The sequence below is a fragment of the Corallococcus aberystwythensis genome (assembly GCF_003612165.1).
In the GTDB taxonomy this organism is placed as follows: domain Bacteria; phylum Myxococcota; class Myxococcia; order Myxococcales; family Myxococcaceae; genus Corallococcus; species Corallococcus aberystwythensis.
Map to the genome: position 1 here is coordinate 1 of NZ_RAWK01000095.1, position 24,560 is coordinate 24,560.

At 71.0% G+C, this 24,560-nt stretch carries 20 protein-coding genes; 14 read left to right on the forward strand and 6 right to left on the reverse strand.

Translation table 11 applies throughout. The features are described from left to right. The 9 genes from D7W81_RS17200 to D7W81_RS44135 form a co-directional block, all read left to right on the forward strand. On the forward strand, positions 1-2,532 hold a 2,532-nt coding region (locus D7W81_RS17200), incomplete at its 5' end, for an HYR domain-containing protein (RefSeq protein WP_147445515.1). Positions 2,533-2,585: 53 nt separating this feature from the next. Continuing rightward, positions 2,586-3,128, forward strand: coding sequence for a DUF350 domain-containing protein (locus D7W81_RS17205; protein WP_120556478.1), 543 nt, complete (start codon positions 2,586-2,588; stop codon positions 3,126-3,128). A 9-nt stretch (positions 3,129-3,137) separates the two neighbouring features. After that, on the forward strand, positions 3,138-4,016 hold the full coding sequence (locus D7W81_RS17210) for a hypothetical protein (protein ID WP_120556479.1): 879 nt from the start codon (positions 3,138-3,140) through the stop codon (positions 4,014-4,016). A gap of 66 nt (positions 4,017-4,082) precedes the next feature. Further along, positions 4,083-5,366: a chitosanase gene (locus tag D7W81_RS17215; RefSeq protein ID WP_120556480.1), complete on the forward strand. Its 1,284-nt coding sequence runs from the start codon at positions 4,083-4,085 to the stop codon at positions 5,364-5,366. A 65-nt stretch (positions 5,367-5,431) separates the two neighbouring features. After that, positions 5,432-7,351, forward strand: coding sequence for an AAA domain-containing protein (locus tag D7W81_RS17220; RefSeq protein WP_120556481.1), 1,920 nt, complete (start codon positions 5,432-5,434; stop codon positions 7,349-7,351). A gap of 201 nt (positions 7,352-7,552) precedes the next feature. Then, positions 7,553-7,744 carry a hypothetical protein gene (locus tag D7W81_RS17225; protein WP_120556482.1) on the forward strand — a complete coding sequence of 64 codons (192 nt, stop codon included), beginning with the start codon at positions 7,553-7,555 and terminating at the stop codon, positions 7,742-7,744. A 61-nt stretch (positions 7,745-7,805) separates the two neighbouring features. Then, positions 7,806-8,705 (forward strand): alpha/beta fold hydrolase, encoded by a 900-nt coding sequence (locus D7W81_RS17230; RefSeq protein WP_120556483.1) that lies wholly within the window; start codon positions 7,806-7,808, stop codon positions 8,703-8,705. A 237-nt stretch (positions 8,706-8,942) separates the two neighbouring features. Beyond that, positions 8,943-11,939: a choice-of-anchor D domain-containing protein gene (locus tag D7W81_RS17235; RefSeq protein ID WP_120556484.1), complete on the forward strand. Its 2,997-nt coding sequence runs from the start codon at positions 8,943-8,945 to the stop codon at positions 11,937-11,939. Positions 11,940-12,066: 127 nt separating this feature from the next. Next, on the forward strand, positions 12,067-13,740 hold the full coding sequence (locus D7W81_RS44135; RefSeq protein ID WP_279637819.1) for a serine/threonine protein kinase: 1,674 nt from the start codon (positions 12,067-12,069) through the stop codon (positions 13,738-13,740). Between the two features lie 43 nt (positions 13,741-13,783). On the opposite strand, the gene D7W81_RS17245 is transcribed toward D7W81_RS44135, so the two are convergent. From D7W81_RS17245 to ttcA, 3 genes are read right to left on the reverse strand one after another with little or no spacing between them, the layout of a single operon-like run. After that, entirely contained in the window at positions 13,784-14,608 is an 825-nt protein-coding gene (locus D7W81_RS17245; protein ID WP_120556485.1) for a phosphate/phosphite/phosphonate ABC transporter substrate-binding protein, read from the reverse strand. Positions 14,609-14,620: 12 nt separating this feature from the next. Further along, positions 14,621-15,445: a tellurite resistance TerB family protein gene (locus D7W81_RS17250; RefSeq protein WP_120556486.1), complete on the reverse strand. Its 825-nt coding sequence runs from the start codon at positions 15,443-15,445 to the stop codon at positions 14,621-14,623. Continuing rightward, positions 15,424-16,281: a tRNA 2-thiocytidine(32) synthetase TtcA gene (gene ttcA / locus D7W81_RS17255; protein ID WP_120556487.1), complete on the reverse strand. Its 858-nt coding sequence runs from the start codon at positions 16,279-16,281 to the stop codon at positions 15,424-15,426. The genes D7W81_RS17250 and ttcA overlap by 22 nt, the downstream gene beginning before the upstream one ends. A gap of 65 nt (positions 16,282-16,346) precedes the next feature. Here ttcA and D7W81_RS17260 point away from each other — a divergent pair, with 65 nt between their 5' ends. Next, positions 16,347-17,516 carry a ribonuclease D gene (locus D7W81_RS17260; RefSeq protein WP_120556488.1) on the forward strand — a complete coding sequence of 390 codons (1,170 nt, stop codon included), beginning with the start codon at positions 16,347-16,349 and terminating at the stop codon, positions 17,514-17,516. A 283-nt stretch (positions 17,517-17,799) separates the two neighbouring features. Continuing rightward, complete coding sequence (locus D7W81_RS17265; protein ID WP_244227255.1) at positions 17,800-18,066, forward strand: four-helix bundle copper-binding protein; 267 nt, start codon at positions 17,800-17,802, stop codon at positions 18,064-18,066. Between the two features lie 4 nt (positions 18,067-18,070). Here D7W81_RS17265 and D7W81_RS17270 read toward each other — a convergent pair whose 3' ends face one another. Further along, positions 18,071-19,576, reverse strand: coding sequence for a carboxypeptidase M32 (locus D7W81_RS17270; RefSeq protein ID WP_120556490.1), 1,506 nt, complete (start codon positions 19,574-19,576; stop codon positions 18,071-18,073). Positions 19,577-19,618: 42 nt separating this feature from the next. Between D7W81_RS17270 and D7W81_RS17275 the strand changes: the two genes are divergently transcribed. After that, positions 19,619-20,161, forward strand: a complete 543-nt coding sequence (locus D7W81_RS17275; protein WP_208721342.1) for a hypothetical protein — start codon at positions 19,619-19,621, stop codon at positions 20,159-20,161. 33 nt (positions 20,162-20,194) lie between these two features. Here the strand turns inward: D7W81_RS17275 and D7W81_RS17280 are convergent, their stop codons facing one another. Continuing rightward, the gene (locus D7W81_RS17280) at positions 20,195-21,823 is read right to left on the reverse strand and encodes a peptide chain release factor 3 (RefSeq protein WP_120556492.1); all 1,629 of its coding nucleotides are present in this window, start codon (positions 21,821-21,823) and stop codon (positions 20,195-20,197) included. 121 nt (positions 21,824-21,944) lie between these two features. Here D7W81_RS17280 and D7W81_RS17285 point away from each other — a divergent pair, with 121 nt between their 5' ends. Then, positions 21,945-22,352, forward strand: a complete 408-nt coding sequence (locus D7W81_RS17285) for a RidA family protein (protein ID WP_120556493.1) — start codon at positions 21,945-21,947, stop codon at positions 22,350-22,352. Here D7W81_RS17285 and D7W81_RS17290 read toward each other — a convergent pair. Continuing rightward, positions 22,349-23,464: a hypothetical protein gene (locus tag D7W81_RS17290; protein ID WP_120556494.1), complete on the reverse strand. Its 1,116-nt coding sequence runs from the start codon at positions 23,462-23,464 to the stop codon at positions 22,349-22,351. The two genes, D7W81_RS17285 and D7W81_RS17290, sit on opposite strands and share 4 nt — an antisense overlap. Before the next feature lie 169 nt (positions 23,465-23,633). On the opposite strand from D7W81_RS17290, the gene D7W81_RS17295 reads away from it, so the two are divergent. Continuing rightward, positions 23,634-24,539, forward strand: a complete 906-nt coding sequence (locus tag D7W81_RS17295) for a helix-hairpin-helix domain-containing protein (RefSeq protein WP_120556495.1) — start codon at positions 23,634-23,636, stop codon at positions 24,537-24,539. Positions 24,540-24,560 lie beyond the last annotated feature (21 nt).

The following is a 24,560-nucleotide window of genomic DNA, read 5'->3' on the forward strand; positions in this document are numbered from 1 at the left end:
GGGACGGTCAACGGTCGTGCATGGCTTTCGGCGTTGGCGGTGGCGGTGGGCGCGGCCCCGGCCTTCGCGCAGGGCGGACCCGTCCTGACGGATCCGATGAGCGTGCGCCGCCTGGCGGACCTCACCTCCGAGCCCCAGCTCGCACCCAACATCTCTCTCCCCGGCACCCAGGGCACCGCCGAGTTGAACGGGCGCCTGTACTTCCTCGCCGCCAGGAACGGCGACAGCCCCGGGTCCACGGTCCAGGAACTCTGGGTAACGGATGGAACGTCCGTGGGCACCCGCTCCGTGCAGGAGGAGCTGCTTCCTTCCGGCACGAGCATCGGCCTGGGCTCGCTGCGCGCCACGGCCCACCGTCTGTTCTTCACCGCGACGTCGCCAGAGACCGGCCTGGAGCTGTGGACGAGCGACGGCACGCGCGAGGGCACGCGCATCACGCGCGAGCTCAACCCGGGCTGGTCCGACGGCGTCAGCCCCCTGACGCCGCTCTTCGTCTTCGGGGACACCGTGCTCTTCGCCCCGGCGAGCACGAGCAGGACGGCGTTCGACCTCTGGAAGTCGGACGGCACCGAGGCGGGCACCGTGCCCGTCAAGGACATCCACCCGGGGCTCACCTCCGCGGACGTGAACGGCTTCGCGCGCGTGGGGGACACCGTCTTCTTCAACGCGCGGAACGCGCAGGGCATCGAGCTGTGGCGCACGGATGGCACGGAGGCGGGCACCCTGCTCGTGCGCGACATCTACCCGGGCGCCGGCGACTCGCTTCCCTGGAACCTCACCGCCGTGGGCAGCACCCTCTACTTCACCGCGAATGACGGCAGCCAGCGCGGCCGTTCGCTCTGGAAGTCCGACGGCACGGAGGCGGGCACCGTGCGCATCAAGGACTTCAATACCGCCGCCACCAGCCTGATGCCCACCCACCTCGGCGCCTTGGGGGACATGCTCATCTTCGTCGTGAGCAGCACGGAGCAGGCCTCCGAGCTGTGGCGCACGGACGGCACCGAAGCGGGCACGCAGCTGCTGACGCAGCTACCCAGCGCGATGCTCAACAGCTATTCAGGCCAGTTCTCCGTGCCGGCGGGCAACCGCCTCTACCTGGTGGCCAAGGGCGCCCAGCTCGGGGATTCAGTGTGGGTGACGGACGGGACGAAGGCAGGCACCACGCGCCTGCCGAGCCCCGCCGCGTACGGGCACGAGTCCGTGCGCGGTGTCACCGCGTGGGAGGACGGGCTCGCCTTCACCTTGATGACACCGGGGAGGGCGCACGAGCTGTGGCGCACGAATGGCACCCCCGCGGGCACGTCCCGGCTGGCGCGGCTGCCGTCGGGCAACACGTTCGAGCCGGCCCCGGGGCTGGTGTCCTTCCAGGGCGCGCTCCTGACGACGTCGGGCGACCCGTGGACGCACCGCGCCCTGTGGCGGATGGAGCGGGAGGACGCGGCGCCGACCTTCGTCTGCCCGGCCACCCAGGACGTGCCCTCCAACCTCCCCTGGGGCACCGTGGTGCACAACCTGGTCCCGGCGATGGTCGGCCACCAGGGCCCGTTCACCATCCGCTCCACCGCCCCCGAAGGCTCCGTGCTGCCGCTCTACCAGCCGGTGCCGGTCCACTACCAATACGAGGATGCCCGGGGCCGCATCGCAGCCTGTGTCATCACGATGACGTCGCGCGACATGCAGGCGCCCTCGTTCGAGAGCTGCCCGACGGGGCTCGACGTGGGCACGCGGTCGCCCCAGGGGCACACCTTCTTCTATCCGAACGCGGCGGTGAAGGATGAGACCAGCGACGTGCTCATCACCTACAGCCCGGAGAACGGCAGCGTGCTGCCCCTGGGCACCACCGTGGTGACGATGACGGCGAAGGACTCCGCCGGAAACGCGTCCACCTGCTCCTTCCCCGTCACGGTGCGCGACGGTCAGGCGCCTGGCGCCGCCTGCAAGGTGAGCGAGGTCCGCGTGGAGGCGGAAGGGCCCCAGGGCGCGCACGCGTACTGGCCGGAGGCCACGCCCACCGACAGCATCTCCGCCCAGGTCAGCGTCACCAGCACGCACGCGTCCGGGGACCTGTTCCCGCTGGGCCTCACCCGCGTGCAGGTCACCAGCGTCGACGAGGCGGGCAACAGCACCACCTGTGAGATTCAAGTGCGGGTGCGCGACTCGCGGCCTCCGCTGCTCACCTGCCCGCAGGACCAGACGCTGACCACCGCGGTGATGAGCGGCACCCGCGCGGAGTACCCCTTCGCCTCCGCCGAGGACGCCGTCTCCGCGGCGGAGCTCTCCTACAGCCCCGTCGTGGGCACGCCGCTCGCGCCGGGCCTGCACGCGGTGCAGGTCACCGCCATCGACGAGGCTGGCAACGCGTCACTCTGCAACTTCCACGTGACCGTGCAGTACGACCCGACGAGCGACATGCGGCAGGGCCTGGGCTGCTCGGTGGGCGGCGACTCGTCGTCCGCGCTGGGCTGGGTCGCGCTGCTCGCCCTCGCCTGGACGGTCAGCCGCCGTCTGAAGGACGGCAGCCCGCGCGCGTGAACCATGGGCCGTGGCGGCGTGGGGGACTTCCGCTACAGTCCTCCGCGCCAACCATGGACCTCACCCTCTTCGTCGTCGGACTCGTGAAGGTCGTCCTCGGCGGCATCGTGGCCGCGCTGGGCATTGGCCTGAGCATGCGCGGCCTGAGCCGCCTCCTGGACAGCCACCCCGTGGAGGAGCTGCGCCAGGGCAACGTCGCCGCCGGGCTGGTGCACGCCACCAGCCTCGTGTCGCTGGGGCTGCTCGTGCAGCACGCGCTGAAGGCCACGGGCGACGCGGTGGACCTGGCGGTGCAGAACCCGCCCGTGTCCGCCGTCGCGGTGCTCCAGCTGCTGGGGCTGGCGCTGGTGCACGTGGCGCTGTCGCTGGCGGTGGGCGTGGCGGTGCTCGCCCTGGGCGTGCGGCTGTTCGACAAGATGACGCCGGACATCGATGAGCTGGCGGAGGTGCGCAAGGGCAACATCGCCGCTGCGCTCCTGCTCTGCGCCTTCCTGCTGGTCATCGCGCTGCTCACCGCGCCGGGCCTCCAGGCCGCGCTCAACGGGCTCATCCCCTTCCCGCAGCTCCCCACCGGCATGCTGCGCGCGCCCGCCTGAGTCCTCGCGATGCTCGCGCGCTCATGGAAGCTGCTGCTGTCGCTGGTGCTCGTGGGGGCGCTGCTCGCCTTCGCCAGCTGGGAGGTCGTGCTGGCCCGGAAGGCGGGACGGCTGGCGGAGGCCCCGAAGCCGGAGGGGGAGGTCCCCTCTTCCGAGCCCCAGGAGGCGCTGACGGACCTGGGCGCGGTGCTGGTGCCGGAGGACACGCCCCAGGAGCGCGCGAGGGCCTATGACTGGCGCGTGGAGGGAATCGAGCCCGCCCGTCAGCAGCTGGCGTACGGCCTGGGTGAAGCGGTGGAGCGCGGGCTGGAAGAGGCGCACCGCGACTACAGCGTGCGGCTGCGCTACCGCGCCATGGGCCCGGAGCGCTTCACATACGTGGCGCCGCCGGGGTGCGGCACGGACATGCGCTGCATCTACGCGGAGCTGATGCGCAGCAACGCGGAGCCGGTGCGCGTGCTGGGCGAGCGCTTCGCCACCTCCATCCGCGAACGAGACCTGGACGCGGCGCAGGCCACGGAGCTCATCCTCGGCTTCGTGCGCCGCATCCGCTACGAGCTGCCCGGTGACGAGCCCTTCGGCATCGTCCCGCCAGGGCTGGTGCCCGCGCAGGACCGGGGCGACTGCGATTCCAAGGCGGTGCTGGCGCTGATGCTGCTGCGGCAGGTGGGCGTGGACGCGGTGATGCTCTATTCGGACGCGCTCGCGCACGCGGCCATCGGCGTGGGACTGCCCGGCACCGGCACCCGCATCCCCTTCGCGGGGCGCGGGTATCAGTACGCGGAGCTCACCGCGGAGGGCTGGCCGCTGGGGATGATTCCGCCCCAATACGACAAGCCGCAGCTGTGGCGGGTGCTGCCGCTGCCCCTGCCGGACGCGCCGGGCTGAGCGCTGGCGATTCGCGCTATTTACATGTATTCCTGCTCTATCCATTTTCAGGTGGAGAGCAGGCACATGACAAGTTCACGGACGTGGATGACGGTGGGGCTGGTGGCGCTGGCCGCCGGCTGTGGTTCCGCGGAGGACGCGGGGATGCTGGCCGGGGTGGAGCAGGCGCTGGGCGCGTGCACGCACTCGGTGACGACGAACACGTACGACGGCCCGGACTACTGGGGCACGCTGGTGTTCAAGAACACGGGGACGGTGGCCATCGCCAGCCCGGTCATCGCGCTCGACGTGCCCTCGGGGGTGACGTGTGACGATGATCAGCCCGGCTGGACGCACACGCAGTCAGGCCGCACGTGCACCTTCACGCGCACGTCGTCCCTGACGGTGGCGGTGAACGCGTCATACACGTTCAACTACTCCACCAACTCCAACACGTCCTTCACCGCGGCCAACGTGAAGGTCCAGTCCGACAGCTGCGGCGGCACGTCCCCCGGCGGCCCCGGCCTCACCGCGAACCAGAAGAAGGTGGCGGAGGCGCTGACGAGCATCTGGGAGAACGACACGCCCACGCTGGACTACGCCTATTCGGAGAACATCCAGGACGGGCGCGGCTACACCAACGGACGCGCGGGCTTCTGCACCGGCACGGGTGACGCCATCCAGGTGGTGCAGTGCTACCGGGCCCTGCGCACCGAGGCCAACGGCAACCGCCTGGCGAAGTACTGGAACGGGCTCACCGTCATCAACAACCGCTTCCTGTCCACCGGCCAGTCGCAGGCGTCCACGTCGGAGCTGGATGCCGTAGGCAACTGGACCGCGGACTGGGCCGCCAGCTTCAACACCGCCGCCACGAAGGCGGACTTCAAGCAGTGCCAGGACCAGGTGAGCGACGCGCTCTACTACACGCCCACCATCAATGAGGCCGCGAAGTGGGGCCTCACCCAGGCGCTCACCAAGGCCGCGCTGTACGACGCGTCCATCAACCACGGCTTTGACGGCATGAAGGCCCTCATCCGTCAGGCCAACACCGCCCTGGGCAACAGCGGCCAGGTGTTTCCGGTGATTGGCTACAACGGCATCACGGAGTCAGCGTGGCTCCAGAAGTTCCTGGAGAAGCGCCGCGACGTGCTGGCGGGGGACTCCACCTGGGTGGAGGCGGTGGACCGCGTGGCCGCGTACGAGAAGCAGCGCCGCCGTGGCAACTGGGACCTGGGCACCGCCCTGCGCAACGACGTGCGCGCCCGCGACTGCTGGACGACGGCCTACCCGGCGAGCGGCTACACCGTGCGCAACATCAACCCGGACGGCACCTGGAGCACGCCGTCGTCGTCCACGTACTCCTGCCAGTAGGACGACAGGACAGTCCGGCACACGGGCCGTGACGGCGGGCGCCCCGGGGTGGCATGACCCGGGGCATGGCCCGTGACGTCTCATTCTTCGACAAGCTCGCCTCGCTCCTCGCCCAGGAGCGCGAGGCCGAGAAGGCCCGCATGACCTCGCTCGCGCAGGGGCTGTCCCTGCGCGAGCGCGAGGAGCAGGGCCTGTCCGTGCTGGACCTGGAGACCGTCGAGGAGGAGGTGGGCCTGGGTGGCCGCATCCTCCTCACGCTGGCCCGCGCGGACCGGGGCCGGCTGCCCACGCGCGTGTCCAACGGCGACCTGGTGGCGGTGCTGCCCCGCCGCGCGGAGGTGAAGGACCCGGCGAAGGCGCTCGTGTCCCGCGCCACCTCCACCCGCATCCAGCTGGCCTTCGACCGCGAACCGCCCGCGTACATCTCCGAGGGCCTCCTGCGCCTGGACGTCGTCCCCAACGACGTCACCTACGAGCGCGTGCGCGCGGGCCTCCAGCGCGTGAAGGCCCTGGACAAGGGCCAGGAGCGGCACAAGCGCGAGGTGCTGCTGGGCAACGAGCCCCCGCGCTTCGACAACACGAAGGACTTCACCCCCACCCGCCCGCTCAACCCGGAGCAGCAGGACGCGGCGAAGCGCGCGCTCGCCGCGGAGGACTTCTTCCTGGTCCACGGCCCGCCCGGCACCGGCAAGTCCACCGTGCTGGCGGAGGTGGCGGCCCAGGCCGTCGCGCGCGGAGAGCGCCTGCTCTGCACCGCGGCCAGCAACGCCGCCGTCGACCACCTGTTGGAGCTGTGCCTGGAGCAGGGGCTGCGCGCCATCCGCGTGGGCCACCCCGCGCGCGTCGCGGCCCGGCTTCAGGAGCACACGCTGGACATCATCGTGGAGGAGCACCCGGACCGCGTCGTCAGCCGGGACCTGTTCGATGAGGCCTTCGACCTCTTCGGCTACGCGCGCAGGCAGCGCAACCAGGGCCGCAGCCGCGAGCGCTTCTCCAACGCCCGCTCCTCCACGGCGGAGGCCAAGGACCTGATGGACGAGGCGCGCAAGCTGGAGAAGAAGGCCGTGAAGGCCGTGCTCGCCCGCGCGGACGTGGTGTGCGTGACGCTCGCGAGCCTGGGCTCCGGCGTGCTCTCGGGCGAGGAGTTCGACCGCGCCCTGCTGGACGAAGCCACCCAGGCCACCGAACCGCTGGCCCTGCTGGGTTTCCTGCGTGCGCCCAAGGTGGTGCTGGCCGGAGACCCGCAGCAGCTGCCGCCCACCGTGTTGTCACAGGAGGCCGCGAAGGCGGGCCTGGGCACCAGCCTCTTCGAGCGCCTGTTGAAGGACCACGGCGACGACGTGAAGCGCATGCTGCGCGAGCAGTACCGGATGAACGCCGCCATCATGGCCTTCCCCTCCAAGGAGATGTACGGCGGCGAATTGCGCGCCCACCCGTCCGTGGCGGACCGCACGCTCGCGGAGGTGCTCACCGCCGGCGCCCAGGTGGACGCCCCACCCGTGCTCTACCTGGACACCGCGGGCAAGGGCTTCGACGAAGAGGAGGAGCCCACCACGCACTCCCTCCTCAACCCCGGTGAGGCCACCTACGTCATCGCCCGCGTGCGCCAGCTGCTGGCATTGGGGCTGTCTCCGCGCGAGGTCGCCGTCATCGCCCCTTACAGCGCCCAGGCCCGGCACCTGCGCGAGGCGCTGGAGGCCGTGCACCCGGAGGTGGAGGTGGACACCGTGGACGCGTTCCAGGGCCGGGAGAAGGACGCCATCGTCGTCAGCCTCACCCGCTCCAACAGCGAGGGACAGCTGGGCTTCCTCAACGACCTGCGCCGCATGAACGTGGCCCTCACCCGCGCCCGCCGGCACCTGTTCGTCGTGGGGGACTCCGCCACCCTCAGCAGCCACCCCTTCTACGCGCGCTTCATCGAGGGCACCCAGACGGACGGCGGCTACCGCTCCGCCTGGGAGTGGCCTGACCCGGCTGAGCAATGATTGTCATCCCAACGACTTCGACTTGCCCCCGGGGACTACGCAAGGAGTGCGGCCCGGGCGCGCGAAATTTGTCGCATCGCTGAACGAATTTTGTCACCCGCCTGGCCGCCGGGTGCGGGGGACGGCCGGAAATCAGGCATTTGGCCCCAGCCCAGGGGTCGGCACGAAGCATGCTTCTCTTGCGGCACACGGAGGGAATGCATGTCTCAAGCGCCTGTGGTGACCAAGGAGAATGACGTCTGGGTGATTCGGATCGACCGGCCCAACGGCAAGACCCAGGAGTACCGCTGCGCCACGGAGAGCCAGGCCCGGCAGCTGGCCATGGTGCTCGGCAAGCCGGACACCGGCGGCCCGCCGCGCCCGGCGGCGGCGTCCTCCAGCAGCGTCGCGTAGGGTCGCCAGGTCGCCAGCACCTGGGGGGACGGAGTAAGGCGTGGAGGCACGAGGAGGCACCGTGCCCGCCGCCGCATTCGAATCCCTCACCGTCGATGCCGAAGGGCTGCCGCTGCACGTGCGGCAGCGCGGCCCCCATGGCGCCCCCGCCGTGCTGTTCCTGCACGGCTGGCTGGACCACTCCCACAGCTTTGATCCGCTCTGCGAGCACCTGCCCGAGGCCTGGCGCACGGTGCTGCTCGACTTCCGGGGCATGGGGCAGAGCGGCCATGCGGGCCCCGGCGCCGCGTATCACTTCAGCGACCACCTGCTGGACGTGGAGGCCACCCTGGACGGGCTGGCCCTGCCGCCGGTGCACCTGGTGGGGCACTCGCTGGGCGGCATCGTCGCGCTCGCGTACGCCGCAGCGCGTCCGGAGCGCGTCCGCGGCCTGACCCTCATTGAGAGCCTGGGCCCCTCCGGTGGCCCGCCCACGGGCGCCGTGCAGCGGCTGCGAGGCTTCCTGGACGACTCGCGCCGGACCTCGAACCGCAAGCGCTACCCCACGGTGGAGGCCGCCGCGGAACGCCTGCGTCAGGCCAACCCCACCCTCTCCCCGGACGCGGCGCTCCTCTTCGCGCGCCATGGCACCCGGCGCACGGCCGAGGGCGACTTCGCCTTCACCTTCGACCCGCGCCACCGCCGCCGCTTCGGGCAGAGCTATGACGAGGCCCAGTGGCTGGCGCTGGAGGCCGCCGTCACCTGCCCCGTGCAGCTGCTTCGCGGCACGCAAGGGCTGTCCCCTGCCCCGGAGCTGCTGGAGGCGCGGCTGGCCGCCCTGCGCACGCTGGCCGGTCCGCCCCGCTTCTTCGAAGGCGGCCACCACGTGCACCTGGAGCAGCCCGCGGCCGTGGCCGCCGCGATCGCGGCCTTCGTCGTCGCCGGAGCCGCGGGCCCGGCGACGGAAGCGTCAACTTCATGACCTGAAAAGTTGGGGGTGCAGGTTGGCAAAAGGTCAGGAAAAACCTTTCACCCTCCAGGGCACCCCGGTTCCCTCCAGCGCTCACTTGGCCGCCGGGGCGTCCGCCAAGTCCCTGATTTCAGGGGACAGCGGGTCAACGCTCCCCCACGGCACGGGTCTTGATTAGGGAAGGCCCGCGATGGATCACGTGTCCCGGGCATCCGTGTGCGTGTGGTGGGGAAGGGTGGGGAGCGGACAATGGTGATGGGGTGGAGGGGTCGGGTCGTCCTGCTGGCGTCGTTGGTGGCGGGGACGATGGCGTGTCACGAGGAGGACCAGACGCGCGGGGTGCAGGCCACGGCGGTGCTGGACGTGGACGCGCTCGACTTCGGCGAGGTGCCGGTGGGCGAGTGGCGTGAGAAGGAAGTCCGCATCCGCAATGTCGGCTACGTGCCCTTCTCCGCGCTGGAGGCGCTGGGGATTGGCAACAACCCGTCGTACCAGGTGGAGCTGACGGACGGAGGCGGCCGCGTGCCGCCGGGCGAGTCGCACGTGGTCAAGGTGCGCTTCCACCCCCTGAAGGAAGGGCCCGTGGAGGAGACGCTGCGCGTGACGACGGACGCCAACGTGGGCGCCCTGCAGCAGCTCCAGGTGCAGGGCCTGGGCACGCCCACCCGCATCGGCGTCAACCCGCCGGTGCTGGACTACGAGACGCTGGAGGTGGACAGCGACCGCACCCTGGAGGTCACCGTCACCAACCCGGTGGACCTGCCGCTGACGCTGAAGGTGGCGGGCGACCAGGCGGACCCGTTCACGCCGGACACCATCACCGTGCCGCCCAACAGCACGCAGGTGGTGAAGACGAAGTACCTGCCCCGCGCGCTGGGGCAGATGGGCGCGCGGCTGGAGGTCATCTCCTGCGAGACGTGCACCCCGTCCGTGGTGGACCTGAAGGGCAACTCCGTGGCGAGCGCCTTCGCGTTCGACCCGGCGCCCGTGCCCTTCGACGAGATTCCGGTGCACGAGCGCACCGAGTCCTTCACCCGCGCCCGCAACATCACCTGGCGCCCGGTGACCATCTCCGCGCTGGCCACGAGCGACCGCGCCTTCTCTGCGCTGTCCAAGCCGGAGGGCGCCACGGTGCAGCCGGGCGAGGTGGTGGAGATGCGCATGGAGTTCGCCGCGCGCTTCTCCGGCCCCAACGTGGGCAACCTCACGGTGGCGTACGCGTCCGACAAGGCGCGTGAGGCCCGCGTGATGCTGGATGCGCGCGGTGGCCGGCCCACGCTGGCCGTGGCCCCGGTGGCGCTGGACTTCGGCGAGCTGCCCGTGGGCGGCAAGGTGGAGCAGGTCATCCGCATCACCAACGCGGGCAGCAACGGCCCCCTCACCTTCACCGGCGTGCGCGCCGACGGCGACGCGGTCCAGTTCAACGTGGCCACGCCCACGCGCGGCACGCAGAACTACACCTGGAAGGGCGGCACCTGGCCCGCGCTGGAGGCCAACGGCCTGCAGATCCAACCGGGCGACGACGCGCTGGAGCTGAAGGTCTACTTCGAGCCCAAGAACGAGGGCACCTTCACCGCGACGCTCTACGTGCAGTCCAACGACCTGTTCACGCCCGAGCGCGCCATCACCCTGACGGCCCGCGCCCGCGCCTCCGGTCCGTGCGTGTACGAACTCCTGCCGCAGCCGAAGCTGGAGTTCGCCAACGTGGTGCCGGGCCGCGGCGCGGTGCTGGGCTTCTACTTCCGCAACCCGGGCCGGGCCGAGTGCGCCATCAAGAACGTGCACCTGTCCAATGACGGCGGCGGCGTGTTCACCATGCCCGGCGGTCCCATCACGGGCGGCGTGGTGCTCTACGACACGGCCTTCAGCTCCATGATTGCCTTCCGCGCGCCCACCACGGGTGGCGAGTTCAACGGCGAGCTGATGCTCACCGTCAACAACCCGGCCTACCCCACGGTGACGCTGCCCATCCACGCGGTGTCCAACCCGTCGTGCCTCGTGGCCACGCCGTCCTTCGTGGACTTCGGGCCCATCCGCTACGACTGCCCGGCCAAGCCGCGCAAGACGTTCCTGTCCAACCGCTGCAGCGAGCCGCTCACCGTGGCGGACGCCACCATCGGCAACGGCACGTCGAAGCAGTTCTCCCTGATGACGCCGGTGACGGCGCCCATCACGCTCCAGCCCGGCGAGGGCTTCGAGATGGAGGTGGACTACGCCCGCAACGTGCTGGGCCAGCACTACAGCCCGCTGTACTTCCAGACGGACACGGAGGCGAACCGCTTCCTCGTCCCGCTGCTGGCGGAGACCAACCACGAGGGCATCCAGGTGGACCGCTTCACGCAGGGCACGGACAGCCAGCTGGATGTGCTCTTCGTGGTCTCCAACACCACCACCATGGAGTCCTACCAGCAGCGCCTGCGCAACGCGATTCCGGGCTGGCTTGCGCGCGCCAAGGAGCTGAACGTGGACGTGCGCGTGGGCGTCACCAGCACGGGCCTGGTGCAGCGCCCGGGCGTGTGCGGCGGCGGCGCCAACGGCGGTGAGGCCGGCCGGCTCTTCCCGGTGGACGGCAGCCGCGCCCGCGTGGTGTCCGGCGGCAGCAACAACGCCGCGGCCACCATCCAGTCCAACCTGGACGTGGGCCTGTGCCACAACCTGGTGCAGGGCCTGGAGACGATGCGCCAGGGCCTGTCCGCGCCGCTGTCCGAGCAGGCCGACGACGTCCGCACCCCGCAGCCCAACGACGGCAACCTGGGCTTCACCCGCGCCGCGGCCCGCATGGCGGTGGTGGTGCTGGCGGACGAGGACGACCACTCCGGCTTCGAGCCCGACAGCTACATCCAATTCCTCCAGACGCTGAAGGGCACGGGCATGTCCCAGCGCAGCAACCTGCACGCGCTCATCCCCAACGGCTCCTGCTCCACCGCGAGCAGCAGCGCGGACCGCTTCGCCGCGGTCGCCCGGGGCACGGGCGGCACCGTGGGCTCCATCTGCGAGGGCGACTACCGCGGGTTCCTGGACCCCATCATCCAGCAGGCCGGTGAGCCGCAGGCGGACTTCCACCTCACCGCGACGCCGGACGGCACGCAGGAGATGGTCGTGCGCGTGAACGGCCGCACCCTGGGTGCGGGCCAGTGGACCTACGACGCGGGCCGCAACGCGGTCGTCTTCGCGGCGGGCTCCGTGCCCACCCCGGGCCAGGCCGTGGAGATCCGCTACCGCAGCATCTGCGCCCCCACGCCGTGAGCTGAGCGGACGGATTCGTGACGCAGCGCGGCCGGGCCGGTCCCTCCAGGGGGGCGGCCCGGTTCGCGTTTTTGGGGGAGCCCGGGCTTTTGAGTTCAGCGCTGACGCGGCTATCGTCACGGCCGGAGTGGAAACGTTCGGCCGCTATGAATTGCTGCGCAAACTGGCCACCGGCGGCATGGGGGCTGTCTACCTTGCGCGGCAGAAGGGGCCGGTGGGCTTCCAGAAGCTGCTGGTGGTGAAGCGGCTGTTGCCCCACCTGTCGGAGGACGACGAGTTCCTCCAGATGTTCCTGGACGAGGCGCGCATCGCGGCGCTGCTCAACCACCCCAACATCGCTCAAATCTACGAGATGGGGGACGTGGACGGGCAGTACTACATCGCGATGGAGTACGTGCACGGCGAGCCCCTGGGCTCCCTGGTGCCGCGCGCGTCCGTGCACCCGGGCGGGTTTCCGCTGGGCCTGCGCTGCCGGATCATCGCGGAGGCGGCGGCGGGGCTGGACGCGGCGCACAACGCGCGCAGTCCGTCCGGCCGGAAGCTGTCGCTCATCCACCGGGACGTGTCGCCGCAGAACGTGCTGGTGGGCTTCAACGGCGGCGTGAAGCTCATCGACTTCGGCGTCGCGAAGGCGCAGGGGAAGCTGTCGCAGACGGTGGTGGGCACCATCAAGGGCAAGCACGCGTACATGTCCCCGGAGCAGGCGCGGGGCGAGCCGCTGGATGCGCGCTCGGACGTGTTCGGGCTGGGGACGGTGTTCTACGAGCTCTTGACGAACGGGCGCCTGTTCAAGCGCGAGACGGAGATGGCCACGCTCAAGGCCGTCGTGGGGCACAAGATCGTCCCCCCCTCGGAGGCGGTGCCGGGGATTCCGAAGTCGTTGGATCCCATCGTCTTCAAGGCGCTGGCGCGCAAGCGCGACGACCGGTTCACCACCGCGGGCGAGCTGCAGCTGGCGCTGGAGGAGTTCCTCCAGCAGGAGAAGCTGCACGGCACCAGCGCGCACCTGGCCGCGTTCATGCGGGACGTCTACGCGGACGAGCTGGAGGAGGAGCGCTTCGCGGCCGAGCCGACGATGATCTACTTCGACCCGCGCCTGATGGCCCGTCCGGGCAGCCCGGCTCCGGCGAAGCCGCCGGCCTCCGGGGCGACGCCGTCCGCGGCCCGGGCGCAGGCCCCGGCGAAGACGCCGCCCCGCGCGCCGGAGCCGTCGGTGAGCCAGTCATCCACGAAGGCGCCGCGCGCGCCGGAGCCGTCGGTGAGCCAGTCGTCGACGAAGGCCGCCGCGTCGCCGGAGGACTCCGGCGTGGGGCGCCCGCCGGAGCGGACGCCGCGCACGAAGGAGAACTCCGGCCTGAGCCGCCCGGAGGCCCGGCCCGTGAGGACGCGGGAGAACACCGGCCTGAGCCTCGCGGACACCCGGCCCCTTCACGACGAGGACGCGAGCCGGCCCACCTCGAAGCACGAGGCCATGCGCGCGGGGTCCGGCACCGCGAAGCATGACGCCGTGCTCGCGAACGCGGAGGGAGGCCGCTCCTCCACCGCGAAGTTCGACGCCGTGCGCGAGGACGCCGCGAAGCCGGCCCGGACGCAGGAGGGCTCCCAGGCCAGCCGTCCCGCAGCGAAGGCCGTGAAGGCCTCCGGGGACGTCAGCAGCAGCCGCTCCGCCGCGAAGGCCGTGCGCGCACCGGAGGACTCCGTCGGAGGCAAGGCGCCCGCGAAGCCGGGCCGCGCCACCGAAGGCTCCGTGTCCTCCGCCCGCCGCCCTGTTCGCGGCAGCGGTCCCGACACCGACAAGTAGGCTCCGGCCTTCCGCCAGGGCCCAGCCTGGAAGGCCAGGCGCCCTACAGGCTTGCCAGGGCCACGCGGTACAGCGCGCGGTAGCCCATGCGCGGCGCCACCTCGAACCGGTCCGCGTTGAAGATGTCGCGCAGCAGCGCCTGCCCGTCCGGCGTGGACTGCAAGCCCAGCAGCGCCGCCTCCAGCGCGGTCACCAGCGGCGCGGGCAGCCCCATGGCCACCGGCACGCCGTCATTGGGGGCTTCATCCGTGTAGGCCAGGAGCTCGAACTTCGCGCCCATCCCCGGCCCCAGCACGTCCTCCACGCCCGTGGTGAACGTGAGCCCCGTGGAGGCCGGCGGACAGAAGACGCTCGTCACCTGCGCCCTGCCCTCCAGCACCGCCTCCAGCGCGCCCTGGTACGAACCGGTGAACTGCTGCGACACGAAGGCCCGCGACGGCTCCAGCCCCTGCGTCTTGAGGAAGGCGCTGGGCAGCAGGTAGCCCGCCACCGAATCGCGGTCCACCCACGCCGCCGTGGAGCCCTTCAGCTTCTCCAGCGTCAGCCCGGAGCCCGCCCGCCCCACCAGCGCGGAGCGGTAGCTGGACATGCCCCGGCGCACGCCGCGCGTCAGCACCCGGACGCCCATGGCCTCCATGCGCGCGCACACGAAGGGCGGCGCCCAGGCCGCGTCCGCGCGCCCGGACAGCAGGTCCTTGGCCAGGGTCTCGTAGCTGGTGGCGACGTTCACCTCCACCAGCTTGCCCAGCGCGCGTTGAAGGAACGACGCGAGCCGTTCCGCACGCTCGCGCGCGGTCTCGCTGCCCAGGGATGGCGGCAGGCCGAAACGGAAGGAGTGCCGCGGACCGGAGGGAACGTGCGGGGTCATGCGACTCCCTGCTTACCCCTGCTGGTCCAACCGCGCCACTTCATCGTCCGCCAGACCGAACGTTGCCTGGAGCAGGTCCAGGATGCGCTGCTCCGCGGTGCTCGTCCGGCCGGACGCGTGGGCAATCTTCGTGGCCAGCTGGTACGCCTTCACCCGCTGCGAGTGCGTGGCCAGCCCATGCGCCAGGACATGCAGCCGCTGCGGCAGCCCGTCCGTGGCGAGCGCCGCCACGGACTCGCTCACGAAGCCCTGCGCCCGCTCCGGGCTCACGTTCTGGAAGAGCGGATCCGCCGCGAAGCTCTCCACCATCGCGCGGGCCTCCGCCTCCTTCAGCTGGCCGTCCGCCGCCAGCACCAGCACCATCACCTCCGCGAACAGCCGCTCCAGGGGCTCGCCCAGCGCCTCCGACAGGCTGCCCCCCTGCTCGATGACGTCGATGATCTGCGCGACCTCGTCCTCGGAGATGCCCAGCGCCGCCTGGAACGTCTTGAGCAGGCCCAGTTCCGACCGGGTGGCCCGCTGATCCGCCAGCGCCACCGCCGCCGCCAGCCCGAAGGCCAGCATCCGGTTCTTGTGGTCCGGCAGCCGCCGGCGCAGCGAGGAGAGCACCTCCTCCAGGTTGCGCGCCCCGGCCAGCCGCACCGCGCTGGACTCCACCAGCAGGTTCAGCTCACCGGACTGCGTGCCCTCGAACTCCGGGCGTTCCAGCACGCGGGCCAGGAGCGTCTGCATCTCACGCTGGGACACGCTGCCGTCCGCCATGGCGGCCAGCAGCATGGCCTCCACCAGCGCCGCGTTGCGCTCATTGCGCGCCTTTACTGCCTGCTCTCGAGCCATGGACTGGCGCTCCCTTGCGTGTCGGTGGTGGGGGGATTGGCCACGGGCCCGTCTTCCGTCGCGTTCAGCGGGTCCGGGTTCAGCGTCTTGTCCAAGAGGTGCGTGGGCCGCACGTTCGACATCGCGTTGAGCAGGCTCTGGCGGACGTTGGGGATCTCCTTGCCCAGGTCCTCCACCAGCTTCTGCATCCGCTTGCGCTGCAGGTTCTCCTGCGACCCGCACAGGTCGCAGGGGATGATGGGGAACTGCTTCGCTTCCGCGAACTGGATGATCTCCTTCTCCGGCGCGTAGCACAGCGGCCGGATGACCACGTTGCGGCCGTCGTCGCTCTTGAGCAGCGGCGGCATCGCCTTGAGGCTCCCGGCGAAGAACATGTTCAGGAGCATCGTGTGGATGAGGTCGTCGCGGTGGTGGCCCAGGGCAATCTTGTTGCAGCCCAGGTGCACGGCGGCGTTGTAGAGGATGCCCCGGCGCAGGCGTGAGCACACCGAGCACTGCGTCTTCCCGGGCGGGGTCTTCTCCAGGACGATGCTGTAGGTGTCCTCCTTCAGCATCTTGTAGGCGTAGCCTTCCTTCTGGAAGTAGCCCTCCAGGATGTGGCCCGGGAAGCCCGGGTGGCCCTGGTCCAGGTTCACGGCCAGTAGGTCGAACTTCACGGGGGCGCGCCGCTGCAGCTCCCGCAGCAGGTGGAGCATCGTGTAGGAGTCCTTGCCTCCCGACACGCCCACCATGATGCGGTCCCCGGCCTCGATGAGGCGGAAGTCCGCGATGGCCCGGCCCATGTGGCCAAGCAGGCTCTTTTCAAGACGTTGGGCGTCGTTCATCGGCGGGGCCATCCTAGCGGCGGTTCGGGAAAAAACACGTCAAAGGGGCGGGCCGGTCCGCTAGCCTGCTCCCCGCGATGCCGACCTTTCCTCAGGGTGCCGTGGACGTGGTGGACCGCGCGGGCGAGGAAGCCGCCACGCGCATGCTGGAGGCCGCGCCCGAAGTGGCGGTGGACCTGGAGGCGGACGCCATGCACGCCTTCCGGGCCCGCCTGTGCTTCCTCCAGCTGGGCACCGACACGGACATCTTCCTCTTCGACACGCTCCAGCCGGGCGTGGATCCGCGCCTGCTCTCCCCCATGATGGAGGACCCCGCGCGCACGAAGTACTTCCACGCCGCCCAGGGCGACCTGCAGTTCCTCGCGGAAGCGGGCGTGCGCGTGCGCGGCCTCTTCGACACGCACCGCGCCGTGACGCTCCTGGGGTGGCCCAAGGTGGGCCTGGCGGACCTGGCCCGTGAACGTCTGGGCGTGGAGCTGCCGAAGGAGCACCAGCAGTCCGACTTCTCCCTGCGCCCCCTGCCCCCCGGCATGCGCGACTACATCGCCAACGACGTGCGCTACCTCTGCGAACTGGGCCGCCAGGTGCGCCAGGCGTGCCGCGAGGCGGACATCCTGGAAGAGGTGCTGCTGGACTGCGAGCGCATGTGCGCGGAGGCCGAGGCCCGGCCCCAGACGGGCGCCGAGTACAAGCCCAAGCTGTCCAAGAGCGGGCTCTCCGCGACGCAGTACGCGCTCGCGCACGCCATCGCGCAGGGGCTGCACAAGCTGCGGCTGGAGTGGGCGGAGAAGGACAACGTGCCCATGGGCCGCATGCTGTCCAACATGGCCATCACGGACCTGGCCCTGAAGCAGCCGGATACGCTCAAGGACCTGGCGCGCGCGGCCGGCGTGCGGGGCGCGGTGGTGCGCGCGCACGGCGACGCCATCCTCACCCTCATCCGGGACCTGCAACAGAAGGCCACCCGGGGTGAACTGGACCTGGACCGCGAGCCCAAGGGTCCGCGCGACCCCCACCGGCGCAAGCGCGAGGACGCGCTCAAGGCCTTCCGTGTGGAACAGGCCACCCTGCGCAAGGTGACGCCCAGCGTGGTGCTGACCAACCCGCTGATGGACGCGCTCGCGTCGAAGCCGCCCGCGGACGTGGCGGAGCTGTCGGGGCTGCCGTACCTCGGGGAAAAGCGGATCAAGTTGTATGGCGACAAGCTGATCGCCCTGCTCAAGCCCTTCCCGGTGCTGGGAAGCTGACGTTCCCCTGGTCCGGCGAGGCAGTCCGGGTATGATTCCGCTGAATCGCGCGGAGCGGCAGCGCATCTCTTCGCGCGCACGTTGTCCATGACCCCGGAACGCAGGTGTTCAAGCCCCATCTGGGCCTCCGGTGCCGGTTGCGAGAACCGCGTCCGTGCGTACCTTTGACGCCGCACACAGGGAGGGCGTGGCCATGTTGGGAGCCAGGACAGGCGGGGCGCGGACAGAGGTTTCCCGGTGCATTGCCGCGAGCCTTCAGTGCCAGACGGCGTGCGAAGCCGGCATGGCACGCCTGAAGGCCCAGGGCGTCGCGGCGGACGACGACGCGGTGCGGCTCCTGCGCCAGTGCGCGGAGCTGTGCGAACTCAACGTGCGCGCGCTCCAGAAGGAGAGCCGCCTGTCGCGCCGCACCGCCAGCCTGTGCTTCGAACTGGGCAGCCAGGTGGCCCGCGCCGCGTGGCTGGAGGCGCAGGACCCCGCGTCCCACGCGCTCGCCCGGGACGCGCTGCACCTGGCGCGCGCGTGCCGCCCGCTGGTGTTCGCGGCCTGAGCCGCTAGAGGCTCACGCCGTACAGCGCGCCGTACTTCGCGCGCAGGTACGCCAGGAAGTCCCGGTCCGTGAGGCCTTCTCCCGTGATGGCGCGCACGCGGTCCTCCGCGGGCAGCCGGAAGCCGTGCGAGTGCAGGTTCGCGCGCAGCCACCCCAACAGCGGCGCCGTGTCCCCTCGCGCCAGGTCCGCCTCCAGCGACGGCAGCGCCCGGTTCGCGGCGGCGTACAGCGAGGCCGCGTACAGGTTGCCCAGCGAGTACGTGGGGAAGTAGCCCAATTCACCCCAGGCCCAGTGGATGTCCTGGAGCACGCCTTGCGTGTCGTCCGGGGGCGTGATGCCCAGGTAGCGCCGCATGCGCTCGTTCCACGCGCCCGGCAGCTCCGACACGGGCAGCTCGTCGCGCAGCATCGCCAGCTCCAGCTCGTAGCGCAGGGCGATGTGCAGGTTGTACGTGACTTCATCCGCCTCCACGCGGATGAGCGACGGCACCACGTGGTTGATGCCCGCGTGGAAGCCGTCCAGGTCCACGTCCCCAAGCGCCTGCGGGAAGGACTCCTTCAGCGCGGGGAAGTGGTGCACCCAGAAGGCCCGGCCTCGGCCCACCAGGTTCTCCCACAGGCGGGACTGGGACTCGTGCAGGCCCATGGAGGGCACCGACGCCAGCGGCGTGCGGTGGTGCTCCGGGGAGAAGCCCTGTTCGTACAGGCCGTGGCCCGCCTCGTGGAGCGTGCCGAAGAGGGCGGCCGGCGGCCACGTCGCGTCCAGGCGCGTGGTGAGGCGCACGTCCTGCGCGTGCACGCTGTTGGTGAAGGGGTGGATGCTGAGGTCCTGGCGGCCCGCCTCCAGGTCGAAGCCCACGGCCTTCAAGAGCCGCATCGTGAACTGCCACTGCTGTTGGGTGTCGTAGGTGCGGCCGGAGAGGAACTCGGGGAAGGGCCGCTTCGCCTCGCCCAGCGCGGCCACCATGGGGATGAGCGAATCGCGCAGCGCGGTGAGCACCGGCGTCAGCCGCTTCACGCGCATGCCGGGCTCGAAGCCTTCCAGCAGCGCGTCGTAGCGCTCGCCGTCGTGGCCCTGCGCGTCCGCCTGTTCGCGGCGCAGGGCGAGCAGCGCCTCCAGCGCGGGCTGGAAGCGCTCGAAGCGCTTCGTCGTGCGGGCCTCGCGCCAGGCCTGGAGTCCCGCTCCCTGCGCCTCCGCCAGCGCGGTCACCAGCCGGGCGGGCAGCCGCACCGCGCGGTCGCGCTCGCGGGTGAGGACGCGCACCATGGCGCGCTCGTCGGGCGTGAGGGCCGCGGCGTCCGGCCCCCCTTCCCCGGCGCGGGCCAGGGCCTCGCCCAGGCGCGGGTCCACCAGCCGCTCGTGGTGGATGGCCTGGACGGTGGCCAATTGCTGGGCCCGGGCGGGGGCGGCACGGGCAGGCAGGTAGACCTCGCGGTCCCAGGAAGCCAGATTGATGACGCTGTTCAGGTCGTTCAGCTCATGCATCCGCGAGCGCAGCCAGGAGTCCATGGCTGTGTTTCTAGCGTGCTTCCAGGGTATGAGGTCGCCGCGATGGCCAACATCCTCCAATTCTTCATGGCACCCGACGACGAGGTCGCCTTCTTCCGTCACCTGGAGCGTCACGTCCTGGAGGTCTACCCCCGGCGCGTGCCCCCGGACTGGGTGCCCTTCCGGGCCACGCCGGACAACATCCCCCGCCTGCCGGAGGAGGACCTCTACCTGGTGGCCAGCGAGATTGGCCCCGCCATGGTGGACAAGGTGAAGCGCGGCCCGGACAAGGGATTCTGGCGCATCGACGAGGTGCGCTCGCCCGTCATCTTCATTGAACGCTCGCGCCGCAACGAGGAGGGCGAGCTGCTCAGCGGGAAGATGTGGGTGGAACTGGAGGTGACGTCCCAGACGGGCCGCCGCGACGCGGCCCCGGACAAGTTCCGCCGCCTGTACCTGGAGGTGGAGGAGTTCGTGAAGAAGACCTTCCGCCGGGGAGACCCGAAGGACTTCTTCGTCGGCAACCGCGCCGCGCGCCTCTGCAAGGAGGGGCTGGTGCTGCGCGACTCCGCCTTCCGCGGCGGCACCGTGGCGCCGCACAAGTAGCCCCCGGCCGCGGGCCGGGGGCATCCCCCCCGGCTAGCTTCCGGTCGCGGCCGACGCGCCCTGCCGCAAGAGCGGGGCCTCGGAGAGGAACTTCAGGTCCGGGTGCTTCTCCTCGGCGTGCTGGAGCGCCCAGTCGTCGCGGAAGAGCACCAGGGGCAGCCCGTCGCGGTCCTGCACCGTCTGGCGGTTGCCCTCCCAGTCGAACGACTTCGGGTCGAAGTTCGCGCCCACCACCCACCGGGCGTGGCTGAAGGGCAGCCGGTCCAGGGCGATCTTCGCGCCGTACTCGTGTTCCAGGCGGTACTGGAGCACTTCGAACTGGAGCGCGCCCACCACGCCGACGATGGGGTCCTTCATGCCCATGGAGAGCTGCTGGAAGATCTGCACCGTGCCCTCTTCGGACAGCTGCTCCAGCCCCTTCTCCATCTGCTTGCGGCGCAGCGGGTCGCGCGAGCGCACCACCGCGAAGAACTCCGGGCTGAAGCGCGGCACGCCCTCGAAGAGGACCTCCTGGGAGCCCTCCGCCAGCGAGTCGCCGATGCGGTACTGCCCCGGGTCGAACAGGCCGATGACGTCCCCCGGCCACGCGTCTTCAATGGACGTGCGCTCGGCGGCGAGGAACTGGCTGGGCTTCGCGAGCCGCACCTCCTTGCCCAGCCGCGAGTGGAACGCGTTCATGCCCTTGACGTAGCGGCCTGACACCACGCGCATGAACGCGATGCGGTCGCGGTGCGCGGGGTCCATGTTCGCTTGAATCTTGAAGACGAAGCCCGCGAACTTGGGGTTCGTCGGCTCGCGCGGGCCCTGCGTGGTGGGACGCGAAGTGGGCGCGGGCGCCAGGTCCAGGAACGCGTCCAGGAAGGGCCGCACGCCGAAGTTCGTCATCGCGCTGCCGAAGAACATGGGCGTCAGCTGCCCCGTGTCGGACTTCTCACGCGTGAAGGCATCACCGCCAATGTCGAGCAGCTCGATGTCCTCGTTGAGCTTCTCCAGCTCCGCGTCGGTGAGCACCGACTTGATTTCGGGCGAGTCGATGGACACCGAGCGCTCCGACACTTCCGACTCGCCGTGCGAGCCCTCCGCGGAGAACACGTGCACCACGCGCGCCTGCCGGTCGTAGACGCCCCGGAACTCCGGCCCCATGCCGATGGGCCAGTTCATGGGGTACGAACGGATGCCGAGCACCTGCTCCAGCTCGTTCATCAGCTCCAGCGGTTCGCGGCCGTAGCGGTCCAGCTTGTTGACGAAGGTGAAGATGGGGATGCCGCGCATGCGGCACACCTTGAAGAGCTTCTTCGTCTGAGGCTCGACGCCCTTCGCCGCGTCGATGAGCATCACCGCCGCGTCCGCCGCGGACAGCGTGCGGTAGGTGTCCTCGGAGAAGTCCTGGTGGCCCGGGGTGTCCAGCAGGTTCACCGCGTGGTCGCGGTAGGCGAACTGGAGCACGGACGACGTGACGGAGATGCCGCGCTCCTTCTCCAGCTCCATCCAGTCGCTGGTGGCGTGCCGCCGCGCCCGCTTGGCCTTCACGCTGCCAGCCAGGTGGATGGCGCCGCCGTAGAGCAGCAGCTTCTCCGTCAGGGTTGTTTTTCCCGCGTCGGGGTGGGAGATGATGGCGAAGGTCCGTCGCCGGGCGACCTCCCTCTCGAGCTCATTGGCCATGATCCGAGGCCAACTATCACGAGCGGTCGTTCCTTGCAGCCTCGCAAGCAGCGCCTGGAGGTCTGGCCGGGCTCCGGCCCTCCGGGGCACCCCTCCCTCACGCCCACACCGGAGCCACGCCATGCAGCGCATCCTCCATGCCACCGGGACCCCCTGGGAGCCCCGGGTGGGCTACTCGCGGGCGGTGCGCGCGGGCCCCTTCGTGTCCGTCTCCGGCACCACCGCCACGGACGCGGACGGCCAGCTCGTGGGTGAGGGGGACGCGTACCGGCAGGCGGCCCAGGCGCTCGCCAACATCCGCTCCGCGCTGGAGGCGGTAGGCGCCCGGGTGGAGGACGTGGTGCGCACGCGCATGTACGTCACCGACATCTCCCGCTGGGAGGAGATTGGCCGCGCCCACGGTGAGGTGTTCGCGGCCATCCGCCCCGCCACGTCCATGGTGGAGGTGAAGGCGCTCATCGACCCGAGGATGCTGGTGGAGATTGAAGCGGACGCCGTGGTGGCGTCCGCCCCGGGCGCGGGGGCCTAGAACCCGGCGGTGACGTCCGAGGGCACGTCGTCCGGCGCGCCGGGGTTGCCGGGCTCGGGCGTCGCGTCGTCGCCGGTGCCCTCCGGGGGCGCCACGTCGCCGCGCAGCTCCACCGCGGGGCAGGCCTGGAAGGTGCCCACGCGGCTGCCATCCACCTCCGTGCAGGACGCCGGGCGGCCCGCGTCCGAGCACCGGAGGAGCACGCGGAAGACCTCCTTCTCCTGCGCGTCCCAGCAGGCGCTGCCCACGTAGAAGGTGTTCGCCGCGATGTCGCCGCCCCACGCGCGCACGTCCACGCGGCCCCCGGTGCCGGGGATGTGGCGCACGGAGGAGAGCACCTTCTCCTTCGCGGACGTCGCGGTGCTGGGGAGGTTGTACGGCCCGAGCACGCGCACGCGGGTGGCGCCGGTGGCCTGGAGCTTGTGGCCCACGAAGGCGCCGGTGACGGCCTCGTGCACGGCGGGGTTCGGGGTGAAGTCCGCCAGCCGGTACGCCAGCGACTTGCTGGCCTGGCCGAAGTGGGCGAACGACATCATCAGCCGGCCCTGGCCCGCGAAGGACGGGGCCACCGCCTTCAGGTTGTCCAGGGAGAGGACCAGCGTGCCCCGGCCCCGGTGCGCCTCGCCGTCGCGCTTGAGCGCGCCCGCGGCGATGAGCTTGTAGGCGACGTCGTCCGTGCTGTTCAGCGGGCGGGCCTCCAGCTTCCACTGGTAGCGCTGGCCCGCGCCCTCGCGGATGACGAGCTTGAAGGTGGCGTTGGCGCGGTCCACGGGGCCGTACACCAGCACGTCGCCGTCCTGCGCGTTGCCGGACTGCTTCGCCAGGTCCGCCAGGGGCACCAGCGCCTGCCGGAGCGCGTCGTTGAGCGCCTTCACCTCCAGGCGGGCGCCCTCCAGCATCGCGGCGCCCTGGCCGTCGAGCGAGGCCTCCACCTGCATCAGGTCCTGGGCCACGAGCGCGGCGCCGTCCTGCGCGAGCGCGGCCGTGTTGATCTCCAGCGACGTGCCCGCGAAGTCCGGCAGGGACTCCGCGGCCTCCTGCTCATCCACCCCGCCGCACGCCGTGGAAAGCACCAGGGCCGCACCCACCGCCAACGTCTTGTTCCAGCGCATCGTCATCCTCCAGGTCGAAAGGTTCGCGTGACTGCCTGCTGCCCCTTCCAACCCGGCGAGCGCGGCGTGGTTGCGGGGCGGGGAATTCTTCCCGCGCATGATGCCATGTGCGCCGGTGTCGGTTCGCGGGGTGGCCGTCCTCCGTGGGAGGCCCTACCTTCCAGGTACCATGGGCGTCGAATGGAAGAGCAACATCGACATCGCGGACGCGCTGGAACGGGTGGCGGACCTGCTGGACACGCAGGACGCGATGCCCTTCCGGGTGGGGGCCTACCGCAAGGCGGCGGCGACCATCGCGAACTGGCCGGACTCCGTGGCGCATCTGCTGGCGGAGAACGGTGAGGCGGGCCTGAAGGCGCTGCCCGGCGTGGGCAAGAGCATCGCGGCGGCGGTCGCGGAGCTGGTGCGCACGGGGCAGATGGGGCTGCTCCAGCGGCTGGAGGGAGAGTCGTCCCCCGAGGGCCTGCTCGCCAGCGTGCCCGGCATCGGACCGGAGCTGGCGAAGCGCATCCATGAGGACTTGGACATCACGACGCTGGAGGCGCTGGAGCTGGCCTCGCACGACGGCCGGCTGGAGCGGGTGGAGGGCTTCGGGCCCCGGCGCGCGGAGCAGGTGCGCGAGGTGCTGGCGGCCCGGCTGGGGCGCAACCGGCGAGAGCGCGAGCGGGCGCGGTCCCATGGTGGAGAGGACGGGCCACGGCCTTCGGTGGCGCTGCTCTTGAAGGTGGACGCGGACTACCGGCGCAGGGCGGAGGCCGGGGAGCTGCGCCGCATCGCGCCCAAGCGCTTCAATCCATCCGGGGAAGCGTGGCTGCCGGTGATGCGCGAGCACGTGGACGACTGGAACTTCCGCGCGCTGTTCTCCAACACGGCGCTGGCGCACCAGCAGGACGCGACGGATGACTGGGTGGTCATCTACTTCGACCAGGACGACGTGGAAGGCCAGTACACCGTGGTGACCTCCCACGTCGGGCCGCTCAATGGCAGACGCGTGGTGCGCGGGCGCGAGGACGAATGCCTTGCGTACTACGCCCGCGAGCACGCGGCGCACGAAGCACCGCACGCGGGGGCATGAAGCTGGAACGACACGGGGCAG

What these genes read in the sequence shown, in the direction of transcription:
- D7W81_RS17205 (WP_120556478.1), top strand. Translation starts at nt 2,586, where the DNA reads ATGGACCTCACCCTCTTCGTCGTCGGACTCGTGAAGGTCGTCCTCGGC.
- D7W81_RS17210 (WP_120556479.1), top strand. Translation starts at nt 3,138, where the DNA reads ATGCTCGCGCGCTCATGGAAGCTGCTGCTGTCGCTGGTGCTCGTGGGG.
- D7W81_RS17215 (WP_120556480.1), top strand. Translation starts at nt 4,083, where the DNA reads ATGACAAGTTCACGGACGTGGATGACGGTGGGGCTGGTGGCGCTGGCC.
- D7W81_RS17220 (WP_120556481.1), top strand. Translation starts at nt 5,432, where the DNA reads ATGGCCCGTGACGTCTCATTCTTCGACAAGCTCGCCTCGCTCCTCGCC.
- D7W81_RS17225 (WP_120556482.1), top strand. Translation starts at nt 7,553, where the DNA reads ATGTCTCAAGCGCCTGTGGTGACCAAGGAGAATGACGTCTGGGTGATT.
- D7W81_RS17235 (WP_120556484.1), top strand. Translation starts at nt 8,943, where the DNA reads ATGGTGATGGGGTGGAGGGGTCGGGTCGTCCTGCTGGCGTCGTTGGTG.
- D7W81_RS17245 (WP_120556485.1), bottom strand. Translation starts at nt 14,608, where the DNA reads ATGACCCCGCACGTTCCCTCCGGTCCGCGGCACTCCTTCCGTTTCGGC.
- D7W81_RS17250 (WP_120556486.1), bottom strand. Translation starts at nt 15,445, where the DNA reads ATGGCTCGAGAGCAGGCAGTAAAGGCGCGCAATGAGCGCAACGCGGCG.
- ttcA (WP_120556487.1), bottom strand. Translation starts at nt 16,281, where the DNA reads ATGGCCCCGCCGATGAACGACGCCCAACGTCTTGAAAAGAGCCTGCTT.
- D7W81_RS17260 (WP_120556488.1), top strand. Translation starts at nt 16,347, where the DNA reads ATGCCGACCTTTCCTCAGGGTGCCGTGGACGTGGTGGACCGCGCGGGC.
- D7W81_RS17265 (WP_244227255.1), top strand. Translation starts at nt 17,800, where the DNA reads ATGGCACGCCTGAAGGCCCAGGGCGTCGCGGCGGACGACGACGCGGTG.
- D7W81_RS17270 (WP_120556490.1), bottom strand. Translation starts at nt 19,576, where the DNA reads ATGGACTCCTGGCTGCGCTCGCGGATGCATGAGCTGAACGACCTGAAC.
- D7W81_RS17275 (WP_208721342.1), top strand. Translation starts at nt 19,619, where the DNA reads ATGGCCAACATCCTCCAATTCTTCATGGCACCCGACGACGAGGTCGCC.
- D7W81_RS17280 (WP_120556492.1), bottom strand. Translation starts at nt 21,823, where the DNA reads ATGGCCAATGAGCTCGAGAGGGAGGTCGCCCGGCGACGGACCTTCGCC.
- D7W81_RS17285 (WP_120556493.1), top strand. Translation starts at nt 21,945, where the DNA reads ATGCAGCGCATCCTCCATGCCACCGGGACCCCCTGGGAGCCCCGGGTG.
- D7W81_RS17290 (WP_120556494.1), bottom strand. Translation starts at nt 23,464, where the DNA reads ATGCGCTGGAACAAGACGTTGGCGGTGGGTGCGGCCCTGGTGCTTTCC.
- D7W81_RS17295 (WP_120556495.1), top strand. Translation starts at nt 23,634, where the DNA reads ATGGGCGTCGAATGGAAGAGCAACATCGACATCGCGGACGCGCTGGAA.